General features: G+C 64.7%; 13 protein-coding genes. 3 read left to right on the top strand and 10 right to left on the bottom strand.

The annotated features are described in order from the left end of the window. Nucleotide 1 precedes the first annotated feature (1 nt). The 10 genes from ACQ5SA_RS10070 to ACQ5SA_RS10115 form a co-directional block, all read right to left on the bottom strand. Nucleotides 2–580 (bottom strand): D-sedoheptulose-7-phosphate isomerase, encoded by a 579-nt coding sequence (locus ACQ5SA_RS10070; protein ID WP_499314138.1) that lies wholly within the window; start codon nucleotides 578–580, stop codon nucleotides 2–4. Then, on the bottom strand, nucleotides 577–1,710 hold the full coding sequence (locus tag ACQ5SA_RS10075) for a GHMP family kinase ATP-binding protein (protein WP_499314139.1): 1,134 nt from the start codon (nucleotides 1,708–1,710) through the stop codon (nucleotides 577–579). Before ACQ5SA_RS10075 ends, ACQ5SA_RS10070 begins: the two co-directional genes overlap by 4 nt. Beyond that, complete coding sequence (locus ACQ5SA_RS10080; protein ID WP_499314140.1) at nucleotides 1,602–5,036, bottom strand: glycosyltransferase; 3,435 nt, start codon at nucleotides 5,034–5,036, stop codon at nucleotides 1,602–1,604. Before ACQ5SA_RS10080 ends, ACQ5SA_RS10075 begins: the two co-directional genes overlap by 109 nt. Next, nucleotides 5,033–6,391, bottom strand: a complete 1,359-nt coding sequence (locus tag ACQ5SA_RS10085) for an ABC transporter ATP-binding protein (RefSeq protein WP_499314141.1) — start codon at nucleotides 6,389–6,391, stop codon at nucleotides 5,033–5,035. Before ACQ5SA_RS10085 ends, ACQ5SA_RS10080 begins: the two co-directional genes overlap by 4 nt. Beyond that, a complete protein-coding gene (locus ACQ5SA_RS10090) occupies nucleotides 6,381–7,175 on the bottom strand; it encodes an ABC transporter permease (protein ID WP_093818805.1) in 795 nt (264 codons plus the stop codon). Before ACQ5SA_RS10090 ends, ACQ5SA_RS10085 begins: the two co-directional genes overlap by 11 nt. Continuing rightward, nucleotides 7,175–8,359: a cystathionine gamma-synthase gene (locus ACQ5SA_RS10095; protein ID WP_499314142.1), complete on the bottom strand. Its 1,185-nt coding sequence runs from the start codon at nucleotides 8,357–8,359 to the stop codon at nucleotides 7,175–7,177. Before ACQ5SA_RS10095 ends, ACQ5SA_RS10090 begins: the two co-directional genes overlap by 1 nt. Nucleotides 8,360–8,482: 123 nt before the next feature. Then, the gene (locus ACQ5SA_RS10100) at nucleotides 8,483–9,853 is read right to left on the bottom strand and encodes a pyridoxal-phosphate dependent enzyme (RefSeq protein ID WP_499314143.1); all 1,371 of its coding nucleotides are present in this window, start codon (nucleotides 9,851–9,853) and stop codon (nucleotides 8,483–8,485) included. Between the two features lie 303 nt (nucleotides 9,854–10,156). Continuing rightward, nucleotides 10,157–10,393 carry an HP1242/YdcH family protein gene (locus ACQ5SA_RS10105; RefSeq protein ID WP_025878453.1) on the bottom strand — a complete coding sequence of 79 codons (237 nt, stop codon included), beginning with the start codon at nucleotides 10,391–10,393 and terminating at the stop codon, nucleotides 10,157–10,159. A gap of 323 nt (nucleotides 10,394–10,716) precedes the next feature. After that, nucleotides 10,717–11,601 (bottom strand): OmpA family protein, encoded by an 885-nt coding sequence (locus ACQ5SA_RS10110; protein WP_089238586.1) that lies wholly within the window; start codon nucleotides 11,599–11,601, stop codon nucleotides 10,717–10,719. Further along, complete coding sequence (locus ACQ5SA_RS10115) at nucleotides 11,598–11,963, bottom strand: DUF4398 domain-containing protein (protein WP_499314144.1); 366 nt, start codon at nucleotides 11,961–11,963, stop codon at nucleotides 11,598–11,600. Before ACQ5SA_RS10115 ends, ACQ5SA_RS10110 begins: the two co-directional genes overlap by 4 nt. A gap of 121 nt (nucleotides 11,964–12,084) precedes the next feature. Between ACQ5SA_RS10115 and ACQ5SA_RS10120 the strand changes: the two genes are divergently transcribed. The 3 genes from ACQ5SA_RS10120 (at nucleotide 12,085) to ACQ5SA_RS10130 (ending at nucleotide 16,073) form a co-directional block, all read left to right on the top strand. Continuing rightward, on the top strand, nucleotides 12,085–13,212 hold the full coding sequence (locus ACQ5SA_RS10120) for a PilT/PilU family type 4a pilus ATPase (protein WP_499314145.1): 1,128 nt from the start codon (nucleotides 12,085–12,087) through the stop codon (nucleotides 13,210–13,212). Nucleotides 13,213–13,345: 133 nt separating this feature from the next. After that, complete coding sequence (locus tag ACQ5SA_RS10125; RefSeq protein WP_499314146.1) at nucleotides 13,346–14,629, top strand: putative DNA modification/repair radical SAM protein; 1,284 nt, start codon at nucleotides 13,346–13,348, stop codon at nucleotides 14,627–14,629. Between the two features lies 1 nt (nucleotide 14,630). Further along, entirely contained in the window at nucleotides 14,631–16,073 is a 1,443-nt protein-coding gene (locus tag ACQ5SA_RS10130) for a UdgX family uracil-DNA binding protein (protein ID WP_499314147.1), read from the top strand. Nucleotides 16,074–16,082 lie beyond the last annotated feature (9 nt).

The following is a 16,082-nucleotide window of genomic DNA, read 5'->3' on the forward strand; positions in this document are numbered from 1 at the left end:
GTCAGCGCGGGAACATTTCGCTTTCGATCAGCGCACACAGCAGGTGGCCGATGAACTCGTGGCCCTCCTGGATACGCGGCGTTTCGTTGGACGGCACGCGGAAACAGATGTCGCAGCGATCCTTCATGTCACCGCCGTGCTCGCCGGTGAAGCCGATCACGCGCACCCCCTTGGCTTCGGACGCTTCCAGCGCGCGCATGATGTTCTTCGAACGGCCCGAGGTGGAGATCGCAACGAAGACATCGCCTTCCTGGCCGAGCGCTTCGATCTGACGTGCGAACGTGTAGTCGTAGCCGTAATCGTTACCGATCGCCGTCAGGATCGAAGTATCGGTGGTGAGCGCGATTGCCGGCAGGCCCGGACGGTCGTAATAGAAGCGGCTGACCAGCTCGCCGGCCCAGTGCTGCGCATCGGCGGCGCTGCCACCGTTGCCAGCGAACAGGATCTTGCGCCCGGCCTTGAGCGCATCCACGCACAGTGCCACGGCCTGCTCGATCTGCGCGGCCAGCGCTGCATCGGCGGACATGCGCTGGAAGTTTTCGAGGGTCTTGCCGAACTCGGCCTTGATGAAGTCGTTCATCCGATTTTCCATGCCGTTGCCCCTTGATGGGTAAAGTGTGTGTCAAAGACGGTGCCGCCGGCGCCAGAAAGCGCGCGCACCAGATCAACCCGGTGTGCCGGATCGCAGAGGAACATCATGAAGCCGCCGCCGCCCGCGCCCGACACCTTGGTCGCGCGCGCGCCATGGCGCATGGCCAGCGCTTCGATCTCATCGATCATCGGGTTGGAAATACTGCTGGCACTGAGCTTCTTTGCTTCCCAGCCGGACTGCATGACCTGCGCAAGCCGCTCGAAGTCGCCGCGCAGCAGCGCCTCCTTCATCTGGCTGGCTTCCACCTTCAAACGATGCATCGCATCGAGCGAACTGGCCTTGCCTTCCTTGATGTTGCGCGACTGCTCATCAATGATTTTCGCGGAAGCCCGGGAGACTCCGGTGAAGTACAACACCAGGCCGGCCTCAAGTTCGGACCAGATCCACTCCTTGATGCGCAGCGGGTTCACGATCACCCGGTCGGCATCGTAGAACTCCATGAAATTGAAGCCACCGAACGCGGCCGCGTACTGGTCCTGCTTGCCGCCTGACAACTGCAGGTCGACGCGCTCGATGCGGTAGGCGAGCTGGGCGATCTCGTATTCGCCCAGAGGCAGGGAGAAGTATTCGGCAAATGCCGTGACCAGTGCCACCACCATCGTCGAAGACGAACCCAGGCCGGAGCCGGGAGGCGCATCGGAGTGGGCACGGATGCGGATGGCGGGCCGCTTGCCCTGCAGAAAGTCATTGCAGATGCGCAGGTAGACGCCCTTCATCAGCTGCAGCGGGCCTGGGTCAGCGACCACTGCGTGCGGATCGACGCGCTCGCAGGCGCCCGCATCCTGTGCGTGGAATTCGACCAGGCCATCGGGCGAGCCATCAAGGGTCGCGTAGGCGAATTTGTCGATGGTCACGTTCATGACGAAGCCACCGAACTGGTCGCAGAACGGCGACACATCAGTACCACCGCCGGCCAGGCCCAGGCGCAGCGGCGCGCGCGAACGAACGATCATGCCTTCTTCTCCATTGCGAATGCCGATTCCAACGCGCGTCCCAGTGCATCGCGCGAGAACTGGCCGCGGCAGTAACTCGCCGCCGCGCGCGAACGCTGCAGCCACAGCGCGTCATCCTCCAGCAACGACAACAGTCCTGCGGCAAGGCCATCGGCCTCGTCGGCCACTGTGGCTACGACCTCAAGGCCCACCAGGCCTTGGGCACCAACACCGGTAGTGACCAGCGGCAGGCCCTGCTGCATGGCTTCGACGACCTTGCCCTTGACACCGGCACCGAACCGCAGCGGAACGATGGCCACGCGCGCGGCACCGTAGCGCTGGGCCAGCTCTTCATCGCTGACAAAGCCGGTCACCTCGACATGCTCGCCGGCCAGTGCGCGCACGGCGTCGGTCGGGTTCGACCCGACCAGCGACAGCTTCACACCGGGGTGCCGTGCCCAGACCTGCGGCATCACCGATTCGACCATCCACTGTGCAGCGTCGATATTGGGACCGTGGGCGAAACCAGCGACGAACAGGATGCCGGAACGCTGTGCGGGTACAGCTTCATCATTGAAATGGTCGAAGGCATACGGGAGTATCGCGCGTGCATCGACGGATGGCTCGAGCACGCGGACGTCCTGCGCCTCTTCCGCGGAGGGATAGAGGACGCGGTCGACAGACGTCCAGATACGCCGTTCCAGCTGTTCCATGCGGCGTGCATCGCCATCGCTGCCACCGTTGCGCTGCGCCTCCATGTCCATGCGTCGGAAATGCAGATCGTGACCGTAATAGACCGTGCGCACGCCCGGGTGCTTCTGCAGGGCGTCGATGTAATGCTCGGAGATGTGCGGGCGCGAAAGCATCACGGTACCCACATGGGGGTTGTCCTGCAGGTAGCGCGCGAAGACGCCTACCCACTGGCCGCCGTACATCACTTCCACGCCACGGGCCTGCAGCGGCGGGGTGTAGATCGGGTCGAAGTACAGGTTGTCAGCCCAGAACTTGACTACGCAGCCACGCGCCAGCAGCGCGTCGATGAAGGCGATCATGGTCCGCGAACCGGCATCACGATCGGGCTGCGGCACGTAATGGTCAACGATCAGCACCGTTTCCTTGTGCCAGGCACGGTCGCGGGCCAGCACTACGTGCTCACCATTGGGTTCGTGCTGTGCCAGTTCGTCCTGCCAGCGCTCGCGCAGCTTCTTCTGGTTGGCTACCTGGTAGGCCTTGATGCCGCTGCCGGTATCGGTGCCGTGGGAGATGCCTTCGTAATGCACGACTTCCGAGGTCGGGCAGTAATAGAGCTGGAAGCCTGCCTTGCGCACGCGGAACGCCAGGTCCGAATCCTCGCAGTAGGCCGGCACGAACTCGGGATCGAAGCCGCCCAGCTCACGCAGCAGCGCACTGGGAATGAGCAGGCTGGCGCCGCTGCAGTAGTCCACCGGGCGCAGGTAGTTGTACTGGCTATCGGCCGGGTTATCCAGGCGGCCGTAGTTCCAGGCCGAGCCATCACGCCAGATGATGCCACCTGCTTCCTGCAGACGACCATCGGGATAGACCAGTTTGGAACCGACCATGCCGCAGTCGGGCAGGCGCTGGAACACGTCCAGCATCTGGTCCATCCATCCCGGACGCACCTCGGTGTCGTTGTTCAGGAAATAGGTGTAACGGCCGCGGGCCAGTTCCAGCGCCTGGTTGCAGGACAGCAGGAAGCCGAGGTTTTGCGGGTTGTGGTGGAAGCGCAGTCCCGGAACCGGCACCAGCTTCTCGATCTCGGCATCGCCGGAGGCATCTTCCAGCACAAGCACTTCATAGCTCACCGCCGGCGGATGGGCGGCAATGGAGCGCAGGCAGGCCAGGGTGTGCGGGAGGTTGCCGTAGGTGGGAATGACGATGCTGACTTCCGGCGATTCATGCACCGGGAAGGAGAGGGTCTTGAGCACTTCGTCGGGATCTTCCACCACCGACTGCAAGACAAGGCCGGCAGGCGGTTCGACCTGGCCCTTGTCATGACGCAGCAGCCAGCCACGGACCGGGCGCGCCAGCGGCGCCAGCAACGGATGGCGTGCCAGGCCGCTGGCACGCAGTGAAGCGATGATCGCCGGCACGTCGCCACGCAGCAGGCGGGAAGCGAAACGCATCGGGCGGGTGATGCGCCAGGATTTGGAGGCGAGCACCTGGGCGAACGCTTCGTTCAGGCTTTCCAGCTGTTCATCGTATTCACGGATGACCTGCTGCACTGCCAACTCGGACGCATCTTGCTGGCCGGGCCGGACCGCCACGCCAAGGCGCCGTTGCAGATCACGGCTGACTTCGGAACGGCTGGCAACGGCCTCATGGGCCGTCTGCAGAAGACGGCGCAGCTCGGCCGCTTCGTGCTGTGACGCCTGCTGGTGGCGCTGCAGATCGGTTTCGATGTTGGCCTTCTCAGCCTGCACCTGTTCCAGCTCCTCCTGCACCTGTTTCAGCTGGGCCTGCAGCACATCGTTGCGTGCGCGCAGTTCGGCAGCGCCGTTGTGGCCGCCGCTGGCCTGGACGATCTGGTCCAGCTCCAGCGCCCAGCGCGTGCGCTCATCGAACTCACCTTCCAGGCGGTGGTAATCGGTGCGGGCCTTCTCCAGGTCCGATTCAAGCGAACGCGCCCAACGAACGGTGTCCTCACGTTCGTTGTCCAGCCCCTGCGCCCAGCGCGCGATGTCATGCTGCTGCGCGTACAGGTCTTCGGCTTCGGCGTAGAGGATCGATGCCGGGGTCGGCGGCAGCAGCGCCGCGTCCGCTGCAGCCACGATCACGAAGTAGACTGCATCGGGGACGCTGGCAACCCGCGCCTCAACGGCGGTGCCCGTGTCGGTCAGGGCCTGGTAGCGATCCTGGCCAGCCGCATGCTGCAGCGGCGTGATGGTCGAGCACACCGACATACGATGGCCGCAAAGCTGCGATGCGGGGAAATAGCGGGCCACCAGCGCCTGGAATTCGTCCTGGTACAGCTCCTTCACATGGAAGTCGTTGTGGTAGCCGGCGCGATCGGAGTAGACCTCCTTGTTGGGCGAGGACATCACCATCACGCCGTCGGGCCTGAGCACACGGCGGATTTCGGCCATCATCTCTTCCTGCTCGAGCAGGTGTTCGATGGTCTCAAAGGAAACAACGACATCAACGCTGGAATCCGCCAGCGGAATGGCGGCAGCCGAGCCCTGCATGTAGGTCAGGTTCGACAGCGCTGCGTAGCGCGCTGCTGCGTGATCCACCGCCTCCTGGGAGATATCCACGCCCCGCACGGAGCGCGCGCGGGAAGCGAGCATCGCGCTGCCATAGCCCTCACCACTGGCGACATCCAGAACGTCCTTGCCTTCCACCATCGGCAGGCACCATGCATAACGATGCAGGTGCTCCTGCCGGATTACGCCATGCTCGGTCGGCACGAAACGCTCGCCGGTGAATTCGATCATTGCAACTCCTTGGAAACTTGGATCGACAACATCGGCAGCCCAACCAGGCCAAAACGCATCGTTTCATCCATCGCACGGAACTCCAGCGCATCGTGGATCCAATGCTGCTGTGTATGGTCATGCTGGTCACCGGAAGCGACCGCCGCGTCGACCATATAGGAGCCGGAAGGCATGATCGGCATGCGGAACACGAAGGTGCCGACGACCTGTTCCCCTGCCTTGCCGGAAACCGGCGTCTCCCGGCAAGCGAAGTAACTGTTGTCGCCAAACAGGCGCTGTCCCAGCCGATCCTTCACGTAGAATCCGACGATCAGATTGTCCAACGCCTGCTGCAGCTCGACACGCACCTGCAGGCGGACCAGTTCGCCCCCCTCTAGGACACCGACCCTCTGACCCTGATCGTTGGTCATGCTGACGTCGATGATGCGCGCGCCGCGTGCACCGAATTCCTGGCCCACGTTGTCCGGATCGAACTCGAAGAGCGCGATCCGATTGGAGACGCCAGCTTCAAGCAACGCGTCGTGACGGAAATCCGGGGTATCGAAAGCAAGCTTGCGCTGCTTCTTCTCTACGACGATCTCGGCATCACCTATTTCGCGGCGTCCAACCACATGCTGTTCGGTCATATACGCCTCGACCACTTCCTGCGAAGTCCCGGACAGACGCATCTGCCCGTTCTGCAGCCACACCGCGTTCTCGCACAGGTTGGTGACCGCCGCCGCGTCGTGACTGACGAACAGCAGTGTTCCGTTCTTCTGGAACTCACGCAGGAAGCGCATGCACTTCTGCGAGAAGAACGCATCGCCCACCGCCAGCGCCTCATCGATGATGAGAATATCGGCATCCACGTGGGCAATCACCGCGAAAGCAAGACGCACCGACATGCCGCTGGAATAGCTGCGCACCGGCTGGTCGATGAACTCACCGATATCGGCGAAGGCGAGGATCTTCTCCAGCCGCTGTTCGATCTGTGCACGCGAAAGACCCAGGATCGCCGCATTGAGGAACACATTCTCGCGACCGGTAAACTCGGGATTGAAGCCGCTGCCCAGCTCCAGCAAGGCCGCGACGCGCCCGTTCACCGATATCGAACCCTCGGTGGGATTAAGCGTGCCTGCGATCATCTGCAGCAGAGTGGATTTGCCAGAGCCATTGCGACCAACGATGCCGACGGTCTGCCCGCGGCGCACGCTGAAGCTGACGCCGCGCAGCGCCCAGAAGTCCTTGTAGTAGGCCTTGCGCTTGCCCGCCAATGCCTGCCACAGGCGGTGCGAGGGGCGCTCGTACATGTGGTAGCTCTTGCCGACCCCACGGACGTCGATCACCACTTCCGAATCGACACGATCAGAGCACATCGGCGAACCCCACTCGCAGTTTGTTGAACACGCGGTGCCCTATCAGTGCCACGGCACAGGCGATCAGCGCGTAGATGCCCAACCCCTCCCAATCCGGCAGCCGTCCCCAGATCACCACTTCACGCACCTGGTTGATGATGAAGGTGAGGGGGTTGAGCTCGAACACGATGCGATAGCTGGCCGGCACGGATTCGGGCGGCACGATAGCCGAAGAAAGGAACAGCATTGCGGTAGCGATCACGCCTGCGATCTGGCCGATGTCGCGCAGGTAGACGCCCAGCGCGGAAACAATCCAGCTCACCCCTACCGTGAGGATCACCAGCGGCAGCAGCACCACCGGCACCAGGACCGCTGTCGGGGGGATGCTGCCCTTCACTGCCAGATGCAGCAGCAGAAGGACCACGATGTTCATCAGCAGATGGAACAGCGCAGAGAAGGTCATGCTCCAGCCGAGGATGTCCAGCGGGAACACCACACGCTTGACATAGCTGGTGTTGGCCACGATCAGCTGAGGGGCGCGCGTGAAGCACTCAGCGAAGAACCCGTGCACGGTCAGGCCGGCGAAGAGGATCAGCGCGAAGTCAGTCGTGGAACCCGTCGAACCCGGCCAACGTCCCTTCATGATGTAGCCGAAGGCCATGGTGTAGACCAGCAGCATCAGGAACGGACTGATCAGCGACCACAGCAGGCCGAAACTCGCCCCACGATAGCGGCCAAGCACTTCACGCTGGGTCAGCTCGAAAGCCAGCGAGCGATGCTTGCCGAAGACCGAGAGAATGCCCATCAGGCTGCCTGCGCTCCCAGCGCCCGCTCAAGATCCACCTGCAGATCCCCCAGATCCTCAACACCCACGCTCAGCCTTACCAGTGCATCACTGATCCCCAGCTGCTCGCGGCGCGCCACCGGGATCGAGGCATGTGTCATCACCGCCGGGTGGTTCACCAGGCTTTCCACCCCGCCCAGCGACTCGGCCAGGGTGAACAGTTCGGTCTTCTCGCAGAAGCGCTTGGCCGCGTCGAAACCACCCTTCAGCACGATCGAGACGATGCCGCCGTAGCCGGCCATCTGCTTGCCCGCCAGCTCATGCTGCGGGTGCGAGGCCAGGCCCGGGTAGATCACCTTCTCCACCGCCGGGTGCTTTTCCAGCCACTGTGCGAGCGCCATCGCGTTGGCGCAGTGCGCCTTCATGCGCAGCGGCAGGGTCTTCAGGCCACGCAATGCGAGGAAGCTGTCGAACGGGCCCTGCACGCCACCGATGGAGTTCTGCAGGAAGGCCATCTGCTCGGCCAGTTCGGCGTTGTCGCCGACCACGACCATGCCACCGACCATGTCCGAATGGCCGTTGAGGTACTTGGTGGCCGAATGCAGCACCAGGTCCGCGCCCAACTCCAGCGGACGCTGCAGCATCGGCGAGGCGAAGGTGTTGTCGACCACTACGATCAGGCCATGGCGCTTGGCGATGGCGGCGACCGCGGCGATGTCCACGATCTTCAGCATCGGATTGGTCGGGGTCTCGATCCAGACCATCTTGGTCTTCGGCGTGATCGCCGCTTCGAAGGCGGCCAGATCGGTCAGGTCGACGAAGCTGAAGTCCAGCGCAGCGGTGCGGCGACGCACGCGCTCGAACAGGCGGAAGCTGCCGCCATAGATGTCGTCCATCGCCACCACGTGGCTGCCGGCATCCAGCAGCTCGATCACGGTGGAGCTGGCGGCCATGCCCGAGGCGAAGGCGAAGCCACGGGTGCCACCTTCCAGCGAGGCCACGCAACGCTCGTAGGCGAAGCGGGTCGGGTTGTGGGTACGCGAATACTCGAAGCCCTGGTGCTCGCCCGGGCTGGACTGCGCATAGGTCGAGGTGGCGTAGATCGGCGGCATCACCGCGCCGGTGCTCGGGTCGGGCGACTGGCCGCCATGGATGGCCAGGGTGGCCAGCGCCAGCGCGCGGTCCGGGGAAGAAGCGTTGGACATGTCGTTTCCTGATTGGCGCCGATGACCGGCGCCGTCGAAGGAGCGGGAGTCTATCAGCGCGGCCTTAACGAGCTTTGACGCGGATAAACCGGGATTCAGCAGCGATCTGCGGCGATAAACGCCTTACTGAACGCGCCGACGCAGGTAATTCAGCAGATCGATGCGGGTGATCAGGCCGAGGAAGGCGTCACCATCCATCACGATGGCCACCTGGCCACGGTCGAACACCGGCAGCAGCGCCTCGATCGGCGACTTCACATCCAGCCGGTCCAGCTTGCTGACCATGGCGGTGGCCACCGGGTCGCGGAAGCGTGCTTCGTCGCCGTAGACGTGCAGCAGCACGTCGCTTTCATCGACGATGCCGACCAGCTGGTCGCCGTCCATCACCGGCAGCTGCGACACGTCGTACAGCTTCATGCGCTGGTAGGCGGTGGTCAGCAGGTCATTCGGGCCGATCACGACAGTGTCGCGCTGGCCATACGGGCGCAGGATCAGGTCGCGCAGGTCGCCGTGCTGCGGGCGCTGCAGGAAGCCGTTGTCCAGCATCCAGTAGTCGTTGTACATCTTCGACAGGTACTTGTTGCCGGTGTCGCAGACCAGCACCAGCACCTTCTTCGGCGTGGTCTGTTCCTTGCAGTACTTCAGCGCCGCCGCCAGCAGGGTGCCGGTGGAGGAACCGCCGAGGATGCCCTCCTTGGCCAGCAGCTCGCGCGCAGTGTGGAAGCTCTCAGCGTCGGTGATCGCATAGGCCTGCTTCACCCGGCTGAAATCGGAGATCGAGGGCAGGAAGTCCTCGCCGATGCCCTCCACCAGCCAGCTGCCCGACTTGTCGTTGAGCACGCCGTCATTGATGTACTCGGCCAGGATCGAGCCGACCGGATCGGCCAGCACCAGTTCGGTCTTCGGCGACAGCGTGGCGAAGGCGCGCGACAGGCCGGTCATGGTGCCGGAGCTGCCGCAGCCGAACACGATGGCATCCAGATCGCCGCCCATCTGCTCGAGGATCTCCGGGCCGGTGCCGAATTCGTGTGCGGCCGGGTTGTCCGGGTTCCCGAACTGGTTGATGAAGTACGCGCCCGGGGTCTGCTCGGCGATGGTCTTGGCCAGGTCCTGGTAGTACTCCGGGTGACCCTTGGCCACGTCCGAGCGGGTCAGGCGCACTTCGGCACCCATCGCCTTCAGGTTGAAGATCTTCTCCCGGCTCATCTTGTCCGGGACCACCAGGATCAGCTTGTAGCCCTTCTGCTGGGCCACCAGTGCCAGGCCCAGGCCGGTGTTGCCGGCGGTGCCTTCGACCAGGGTGGCGCCAGGCTTCAGATCGCCGCGCTTTTCTGCCGCCTCGATCATCGACAGGCCGATGCGATCCTTGATCGATCCGCCCGGGTTGGCGCTTTCGAGCTTCAGGTAGAGCTCGCAGACGCCTGCATCCAGGCGCTGGGCCTTGACGATCGGGGTCTGGCCGATGAGTTCGAGGACGGAAGAATGGATGGGCATTCGGGGGACTTCGGTTCGCGCCACGCAGGGCCGGACCGATGATTATCCGACGGATGGCGACGAAAGTCAGGCCGGTTCGATGCCAAGGCGACAGCCCGCCCCAAAAGGGATGCGGACGGCCCCGGATCGACGAGGAGACCGGTACCGCCCGCATCGGGGGACGTGCCTGCAGGGCCAAGGCACCACCGCGTGTGGTGCCTTGGCGCGACGCCTGCGTTCAGCGGCGCCGCGTTGCCAGGTCAGGGGTGCCTGGCAGGGCCATCGATGGCCGGGTCATGCCATTCCGGGCACGACAGGGGTGCGTCAATGCGTGGGGGACGACGTTGCAAGCGGTGTTTCATACATTCGCAGAAGGCGTTGCTTGGCCAGCAGCTTCTCGCGCTTCATTCGACCCAGGGTGACATCATCGATCGGGAGTACACCCAACTCCGCATCCATGCACTTCTTGTTCAACTTGCGGTGCTGGTCATGGAGTGCCCGGAACTCCGGATCGCGCGCGCGACGGGCGTCGATCTCGCTCTGGGGCTGATCTTCAAACATGATGGACCTCCTTCGACAGATACACGAACGCCCCGGCCGCAAGGCACGGGGCGTTGTTCATGGAGGAGTGCCGGTCGATGCCCACATGGGTGCCCACAACGAAGTGCGGCACTGGCCTGCGCACGTCGATCTGCTGCGGTTCGCGCCCTGCTTGCATCGGCCCGGCCCTCCCATCGTCCGGTCCGCGTTATTGCGTCCCGGACGATTGACCCTACGCTTGCTCTGGACGGGGTTCAAGCCCCTGCGGCAAAAAGACCGAACCCCGCCGAGGCGGGGTTCAGGCTGAATACTCAACACAACGAAAAACAAACAATATCAAGCAATTACGGCGCGATCACGACCTCGGCCGAGCGGGCCCGGGTGGAGGCGGCCTTCTTGCCGGCAACCTGGATCCGGCTACTGGCGACGCCGGCTGAAACCAGCGCGTCGCGCAGTGCCTCGGCGCGCTTCTGGCCTACGCCATTGGCACTGTCGTAGGCCTCGATGCGGATCCTGCCCTTCTTGCCGATGTTCACGTACTCGGCCAAGGCCTTGGCCTGGTTGCGGGCGCCACCGGACAGGCTCGAGGCCCCGGCAGCGTACGCGTCACCGGCGAAAGTGAAGACCTCCCCGCGGCTATCGAACCTTGAGCCCGGCAGCTTCTGCCCGGACACCAGCTCAGCTTCCTCACGGGCCAGCTTGGCCGCGTTCTGCTGGGCCGAGCTGAGGCGCTGCTGCTGCTTGCCGGCCACGCTGGTCAGGGCGTTTTCGGCATCCTGGCGGGCCAGGGTCTCGGCCTCAGCCGCCTGGCGCAGGCGTTCAGCCTCTTCTGCCTGCATCTGCGCCTGCATGCGCAGCTGCTCGGCTTCCTGGCGGGCGCGGGCGGCATCGCGGCGGCTGGCCTCGATCAGCAGGTCGCTGCGGGTGCGCTCCAGACGGTCCACCTCGCGCGCGGCCAGCGCAGCCCGCACAGCGGTCTCGGCGATCTCGACCCGGCGCTCGGCCAGGTAGGTGGCCAGCTCCTGGTCGCGGCGCTTGGCCTTCTCCAGGGTCGCGATGGCCTGCTGCGCCTGCATGCGCTCGAAGGCACCCAGCTCGGCGGTGTCCGGATTGGCCTGGATCGACAGCAGGCGCTGGCTCAGCTGGCCGACCATCGGGTTGTCGGCGGCCAGGGCCAGCGTCGGCAGGGCCAGCAGCGTGGCCAGGGTGAGGGCGGAAATCGTCTTCATCGGCGGTCCTCCCCGGTCGACAACTGGCGTTGCAGCTGGTTGACCTCGTTGCGGCGCAACTGCAGCTGTGCGGTCGCCGTGGCTTCCTCGCTACGAGCACGGGCCAGATCGGCGTCCGCGGTGGCACGCAGGGCCATGGCCGGTGCGTTCTTGCGCTCGCGGCGGTCGCCCGCGGCACGCTGGGCCTGCTCCAGTCCCTGGCGGGCCAGCCCGATCAGGTCCGGGGCGTACTGGTCGGCATCGGCCTGGGTGGCTTTGTCCACCGCCTGCCGGGCCTGCGCCAGTTCCAACGCGCCGTCCTGCGCCCAGACGGGGGCAGAGAGTGCGAATGCAAACGCCATCACATACAGGCTGTGGCGCATTCGTGCGAAGCTAAGTCGTTTCATTGGGGAGGCCGTACCGGTTGTCGGTTCGCGGCCATTGTCGTCAAGCCGGTACCGTGCTTGCAACGGGCACCGGCAGTTTCGTTGGGGAAAATTCGCAATGGATATCGGCTACTTCCTGAAGCTGATGACCGAAAAGAACGCTTCGGACATGTTCTTGACCACCGGCGCGCCGGTCTACATCAAGATCGAGGGTAAGCTGTATCCGCTCGGCAATACCGGCCTGCCGCCGGGAATGGTGAAGAAAATCGCCTACTCGCTGATGGACGAGGGCCAGGTGCCCCAGTTCGAGCGCGAGCTGGAGCTCAACATGGCCATCGCCCTGGCCGATGCCGGGCGTTTCCGCGTCAACGTGTTCAAGCAGCGCGGTGAAGTGGGCATGGTCATCCGCGCCATCCGCAGCAGGATTCCGAGCATCGAAGAGCTCAACCTGCCGCAGGTGCTGAAGGACGTCATCATGACCCCGCGCGGGCTGGTGCTGGTGGTGGGGTCCACCGGCTCCGGCAAGTCCACCTCGCTGGCGTCGATGATCGATCACCGCAACAGCACCACCACCGGTCACATCCTCACCATCGAGGACCCGATCGAGTACCTGCACAAGCACAAGATGTCGATCGTCAACCAGCGCGAGGTCGGGCTGGATACCCATACCTTCCACGCCGCGCTGAAGAATGCGATGCGTGAAGCACCCGACGTGATCCTGATCGGTGAGATCCTGGATGCGGAAACGATGGAGGCCGCCATTGCCTTCGCCGAAACCGGCCACCTGTGCCTGGCCACACTGCATTCCAACAACGCCGACCAGACCATCGAGCGCATCCTCAACTTCTTCCCGGAAAGCGCCCACAAGAACGTGCTGATGAACCTCGCGCTGAACCTGCGTGCGGTGGTCAGCCAGCGCCTGGTGAAGAACAAAGAGGGGCGCCGCCTGCCGGCCACCGAAGTGCTGATCAACACGCCGATGATCCGCGACCTGCTGCGTCGCGGCCAGGTGCACGAGATCAAGGCAGCAATGGAGGCCTCGCTGGAAGAAGGCATGGAGAGCTTCGACCAGTGCCTGTTCCGTCTGGCCAAGAACGGCACCATCGATCAGGAAGAGGCACTGCGTGCGGCCGACTCACGCGATGGGCTGGCGCTGAAGTTCCGCCTGTCCGAAGGCGGCAGCGGCGAGCATGATCCCTATGCGGACTTCTCGGCCGGCGCGCCGAGCATTACCCACGGGTTCTGACACGGGTATCCGCCGGGCATGTCCCGGCGCTACCTGCCCGCCACTGGTAGCGCCGGGCCATGCCCGGCGTTGTTTGCTGAATTGTTCACCGGCTGTCTCATCCAATGAGACCTCTTGTCCGTAGGTTCCTTCAATGGAAACCATACGCAAGCTGGCCATCCTTGCCGACGCCGCAAAATACGATGCCTCCTGCGCCTCCAGCGGTGCGGGCAAGCGCGATTCGCGCGCCTCCGGCGGCATCGGCAGTACCGAAGGCATGGGCATCTGCCACAGCTACACGCCCGATGGCCGCTGCGTGTCGCTGCTGAAAATCCTGCTGACCAACTTCTGCGTCTACGACTGCGCTTACTGCGTTAACCGGGTGTCCAGCAACGTGCAGCGCGCGCGTTTCAGCGTGGACGAGGTGGTCACGCTCACCCTGGACTTCTACAAGCGCAACTACATCGAGGGCCTGTTCCTTTCCAGCGGCATCATCCGCAATGCGGACTACACGATGGAACGCATGGTGGAAGTGGCACGACGGCTGCGCGAGGAGCATCGGTACGCCGGTTACATCCATCTGAAGACCATCCCCGAGGCATCGCCAGAGCTTCTGGCCGCTGCGGGACGTTACGCCGATCGCCTGTCAATCAATGTTGAACTGCCCACCGAAGCGGGCCTGGCCACCCTCGCCCCGGAAAAGACCAGCACATCGATCCGCGGCGCGATGGGTGAGCTGCGCTGGCGTATCGAAGAAGCCAAGGAGGCCCGCAAGGCGCCGGCCGTGATCGCCCCGCTATCCACCCGCAGCGCACGCCCTCGCCCTCCCCGCTTCGCCCCTGCCGGGCAGAGCACGCAGATGATCGTCGGTGCCGACGGTGCCAGCGACCAGCAGATCCTGACCAGTGCCGACAGCCTCTACGGCAACTACCGCATGCGCCGGGTGTATTACTCCGCCTTCAGCCCGATTCCCGATGCGAGCCGCCAGCTGCCGCTGCAACCACCCCCGCTGCAGCGCGAGCACCGCCTGTACCAGGCCGACTGGCTGCTGCGTTTCTACGGCTACGGCGTGGAGGAGATCACCGACACCACCCAGGGCGGCATGCTGGATCTGGACATCGATCCGAAGATGGCTTGGGCGATCCGGCATCCCGAGCGCTTCCCGGTGGACCTGAACCGTGCGCCGCAGGAACTATTGCTGCGCGTGCCCGGACTGGGCGTGCGCAACGTCAAGCGTGTGCTGATGGCGCGCCGCCACGGCCGCCTGCGCGTGGCCGACCTGGCCCGGCTGAAGGCACCGATGAGCAAGCTGCTGCCGTTCGTGCAGCTGGCCGACCACCATCCCCGCAACGCGCTGGATGATCCGACGGCGCTGCGCGCGAAGCTGACCCCACCGCCGCGCCAGGGCTCGCTGTTCGATGCCGCGCCCGCTGTCTGAGATGCAACGCTGGTCTTTGCGGGTGGACCCGCCGTGGTCACTGGACGCCTGGCGCAACGCGGCGCGGGAGGCGTTGCTGCGCGGCGTGCGCCCTGAACAGCTGGACTGGCTGATGGATTCCGAGTCGTCCCTGCTGGATGCGCCAGCGGTCCAGCAGGCGCCGTTGCCCGACGGTGCCACCGCACCGAACGTGCCGCGCGACTTCGTGGAACTGGCCGCGACCTGCCTGTGTCATCGCGATCCGCAGCGCCTGCCGTTGCTGTACCGCCTGCTGTGGCGCATCGCCCACGGCGAACGTACGGTGCTGTCCAATCCCGCCGATGCTGATGTGCTGCGTTTGATGGCGCTGGCGCAGGCGGTGCGCCGCGATACGCACAAGATGAAGGCCTTCGTGCGCTTCCGCGAGGTGCCCGGCGAGACCGACACGTTCATCGCCTGGTTCGAGCCCGATCACAACATCGTCGACCGCGTTGCACCGTTCTTCGCCCGCCGTTTCGCCGGCATGCGCTGGGCGATCCTGACGCCCACGCGCAGCGTGCAGTGGGATGGCAGCGCGCTATGGTTCGGCGATGGCGGCACCCGCCAGGATGCCCCCGCCGAAGACGCACGCGAAACGCTGTGGCAGACCTATTACGCCAGCATCTTCAATCCGGCGCGGCTCAACACGCGGATGATGCAGCAGGAAATGCCCACCCGGTACTGGAAGCACCTTCCCGAAGCACAGCTGTTGCCTGGCCTTGTGCGCGATGCGGCCAACCGCGTGCAGGAGATGCACGATCGGCCGGCGCAGGCCCCGCAACGACGTATTCCAGCGCGGCCGAACGGTGCCATCGATGCCGCTGCGGACGATGGCAGCCTGCAGGCACTGCGCCAGCAAGCAGCCGTCTGCCGGCAGTGTCCGTTATGGGAGGCATCCACCCAGACCGTGTTCGGCGAAGGTCGTGCCGATGCACGCATCATACTGGTGGGCGAACAGCCCGGCGATGTCGAGGACCTGAGTGGTCGCCCCTTTGCGGGACCGGCCGGCAAGCTGCTGGACCGCGCGCTGCAGGAACTGGGCATCGAACGCAGCACGCTGTACCTGACCAACGCGGTGAAGCATTTCCACCACGAGCGGCGCGGCAAGGTGCGCCTGCATAAACGCCCTGAGAGCCGCCATGTGCACGCCTGCCGGCCGTGGCTGCAGGGCGAGATCGCACGCGTGAAACCGCAGGTGATCGTCTGCCTGGGTGCCACCGCAGCGACCGCGTTGTTCGGCAACGGCTTCAATCTGATGCGCGACCGCGGCCGCTGGCACGTACTGGACGACGGCACCCGTGGTTACGCCACCGTGCATCCGGCCTGGGTACTGCGGCAGAAGGATGAAACGCGGCGCGAGGACGCCTACCGGTTGTTCCGCGACGACCTGCGGCAGTTGCAGGAAGGGGACGACAAACAGCGGTAGCGCCGGGCC

This window comes from Stenotrophomonas indicatrix, from assembly GCF_050573115.1.
GTDB lineage: Bacteria > Pseudomonadota > Gammaproteobacteria > Xanthomonadales > Xanthomonadaceae > Stenotrophomonas > Stenotrophomonas lactitubi_A.

Excerpts from the sequence above, each read along its gene's own strand:
- ACQ5SA_RS10115 (WP_499314144.1), bottom strand. The coding sequence starts at position 11,963 with ATGCGCCACAGCCTGTATGTGATGGCGTTTGCATTCGCACTCTCTGCC.
- ACQ5SA_RS10095 (WP_499314142.1), bottom strand. The coding sequence starts at position 8,359 with ATGTCCAACGCTTCTTCCCCGGACCGCGCGCTGGCGCTGGCCACCCTG.
- ACQ5SA_RS10105 (WP_025878453.1), bottom strand. The coding sequence starts at position 10,393 with ATGTTTGAAGATCAGCCCCAGAGCGAGATCGACGCCCGTCGCGCGCGC.
- ACQ5SA_RS10120 (WP_499314145.1), top strand. The coding sequence starts at position 12,085 with ATGGATATCGGCTACTTCCTGAAGCTGATGACCGAAAAGAACGCTTCG.
- ACQ5SA_RS10080 (WP_499314140.1), bottom strand. The coding sequence starts at position 5,036 with ATGATCGAATTCACCGGCGAGCGTTTCGTGCCGACCGAGCATGGCGTA.
- ACQ5SA_RS10110 (WP_089238586.1), bottom strand. The coding sequence starts at position 11,601 with ATGAAGACGATTTCCGCCCTCACCCTGGCCACGCTGCTGGCCCTGCCG.
- ACQ5SA_RS10130 (WP_499314147.1), top strand. The coding sequence starts at position 14,631 with ATGCAACGCTGGTCTTTGCGGGTGGACCCGCCGTGGTCACTGGACGCC.
- ACQ5SA_RS10125 (WP_499314146.1), top strand. The coding sequence starts at position 13,346 with ATGGAAACCATACGCAAGCTGGCCATCCTTGCCGACGCCGCAAAATAC.
- ACQ5SA_RS10085 (WP_499314141.1), bottom strand. The coding sequence starts at position 6,391 with ATGTGCTCTGATCGTGTCGATTCGGAAGTGGTGATCGACGTCCGTGGG.
- ACQ5SA_RS10100 (WP_499314143.1), bottom strand. The coding sequence starts at position 9,853 with ATGCCCATCCATTCTTCCGTCCTCGAACTCATCGGCCAGACCCCGATC.
- ACQ5SA_RS10090 (WP_093818805.1), bottom strand. The coding sequence starts at position 7,175 with ATGGGCATTCTCTCGGTCTTCGGCAAGCATCGCTCGCTGGCTTTCGAG.
- ACQ5SA_RS10070 (WP_499314138.1), bottom strand. The coding sequence starts at position 580 with ATGAACGACTTCATCAAGGCCGAGTTCGGCAAGACCCTCGAAAACTTC.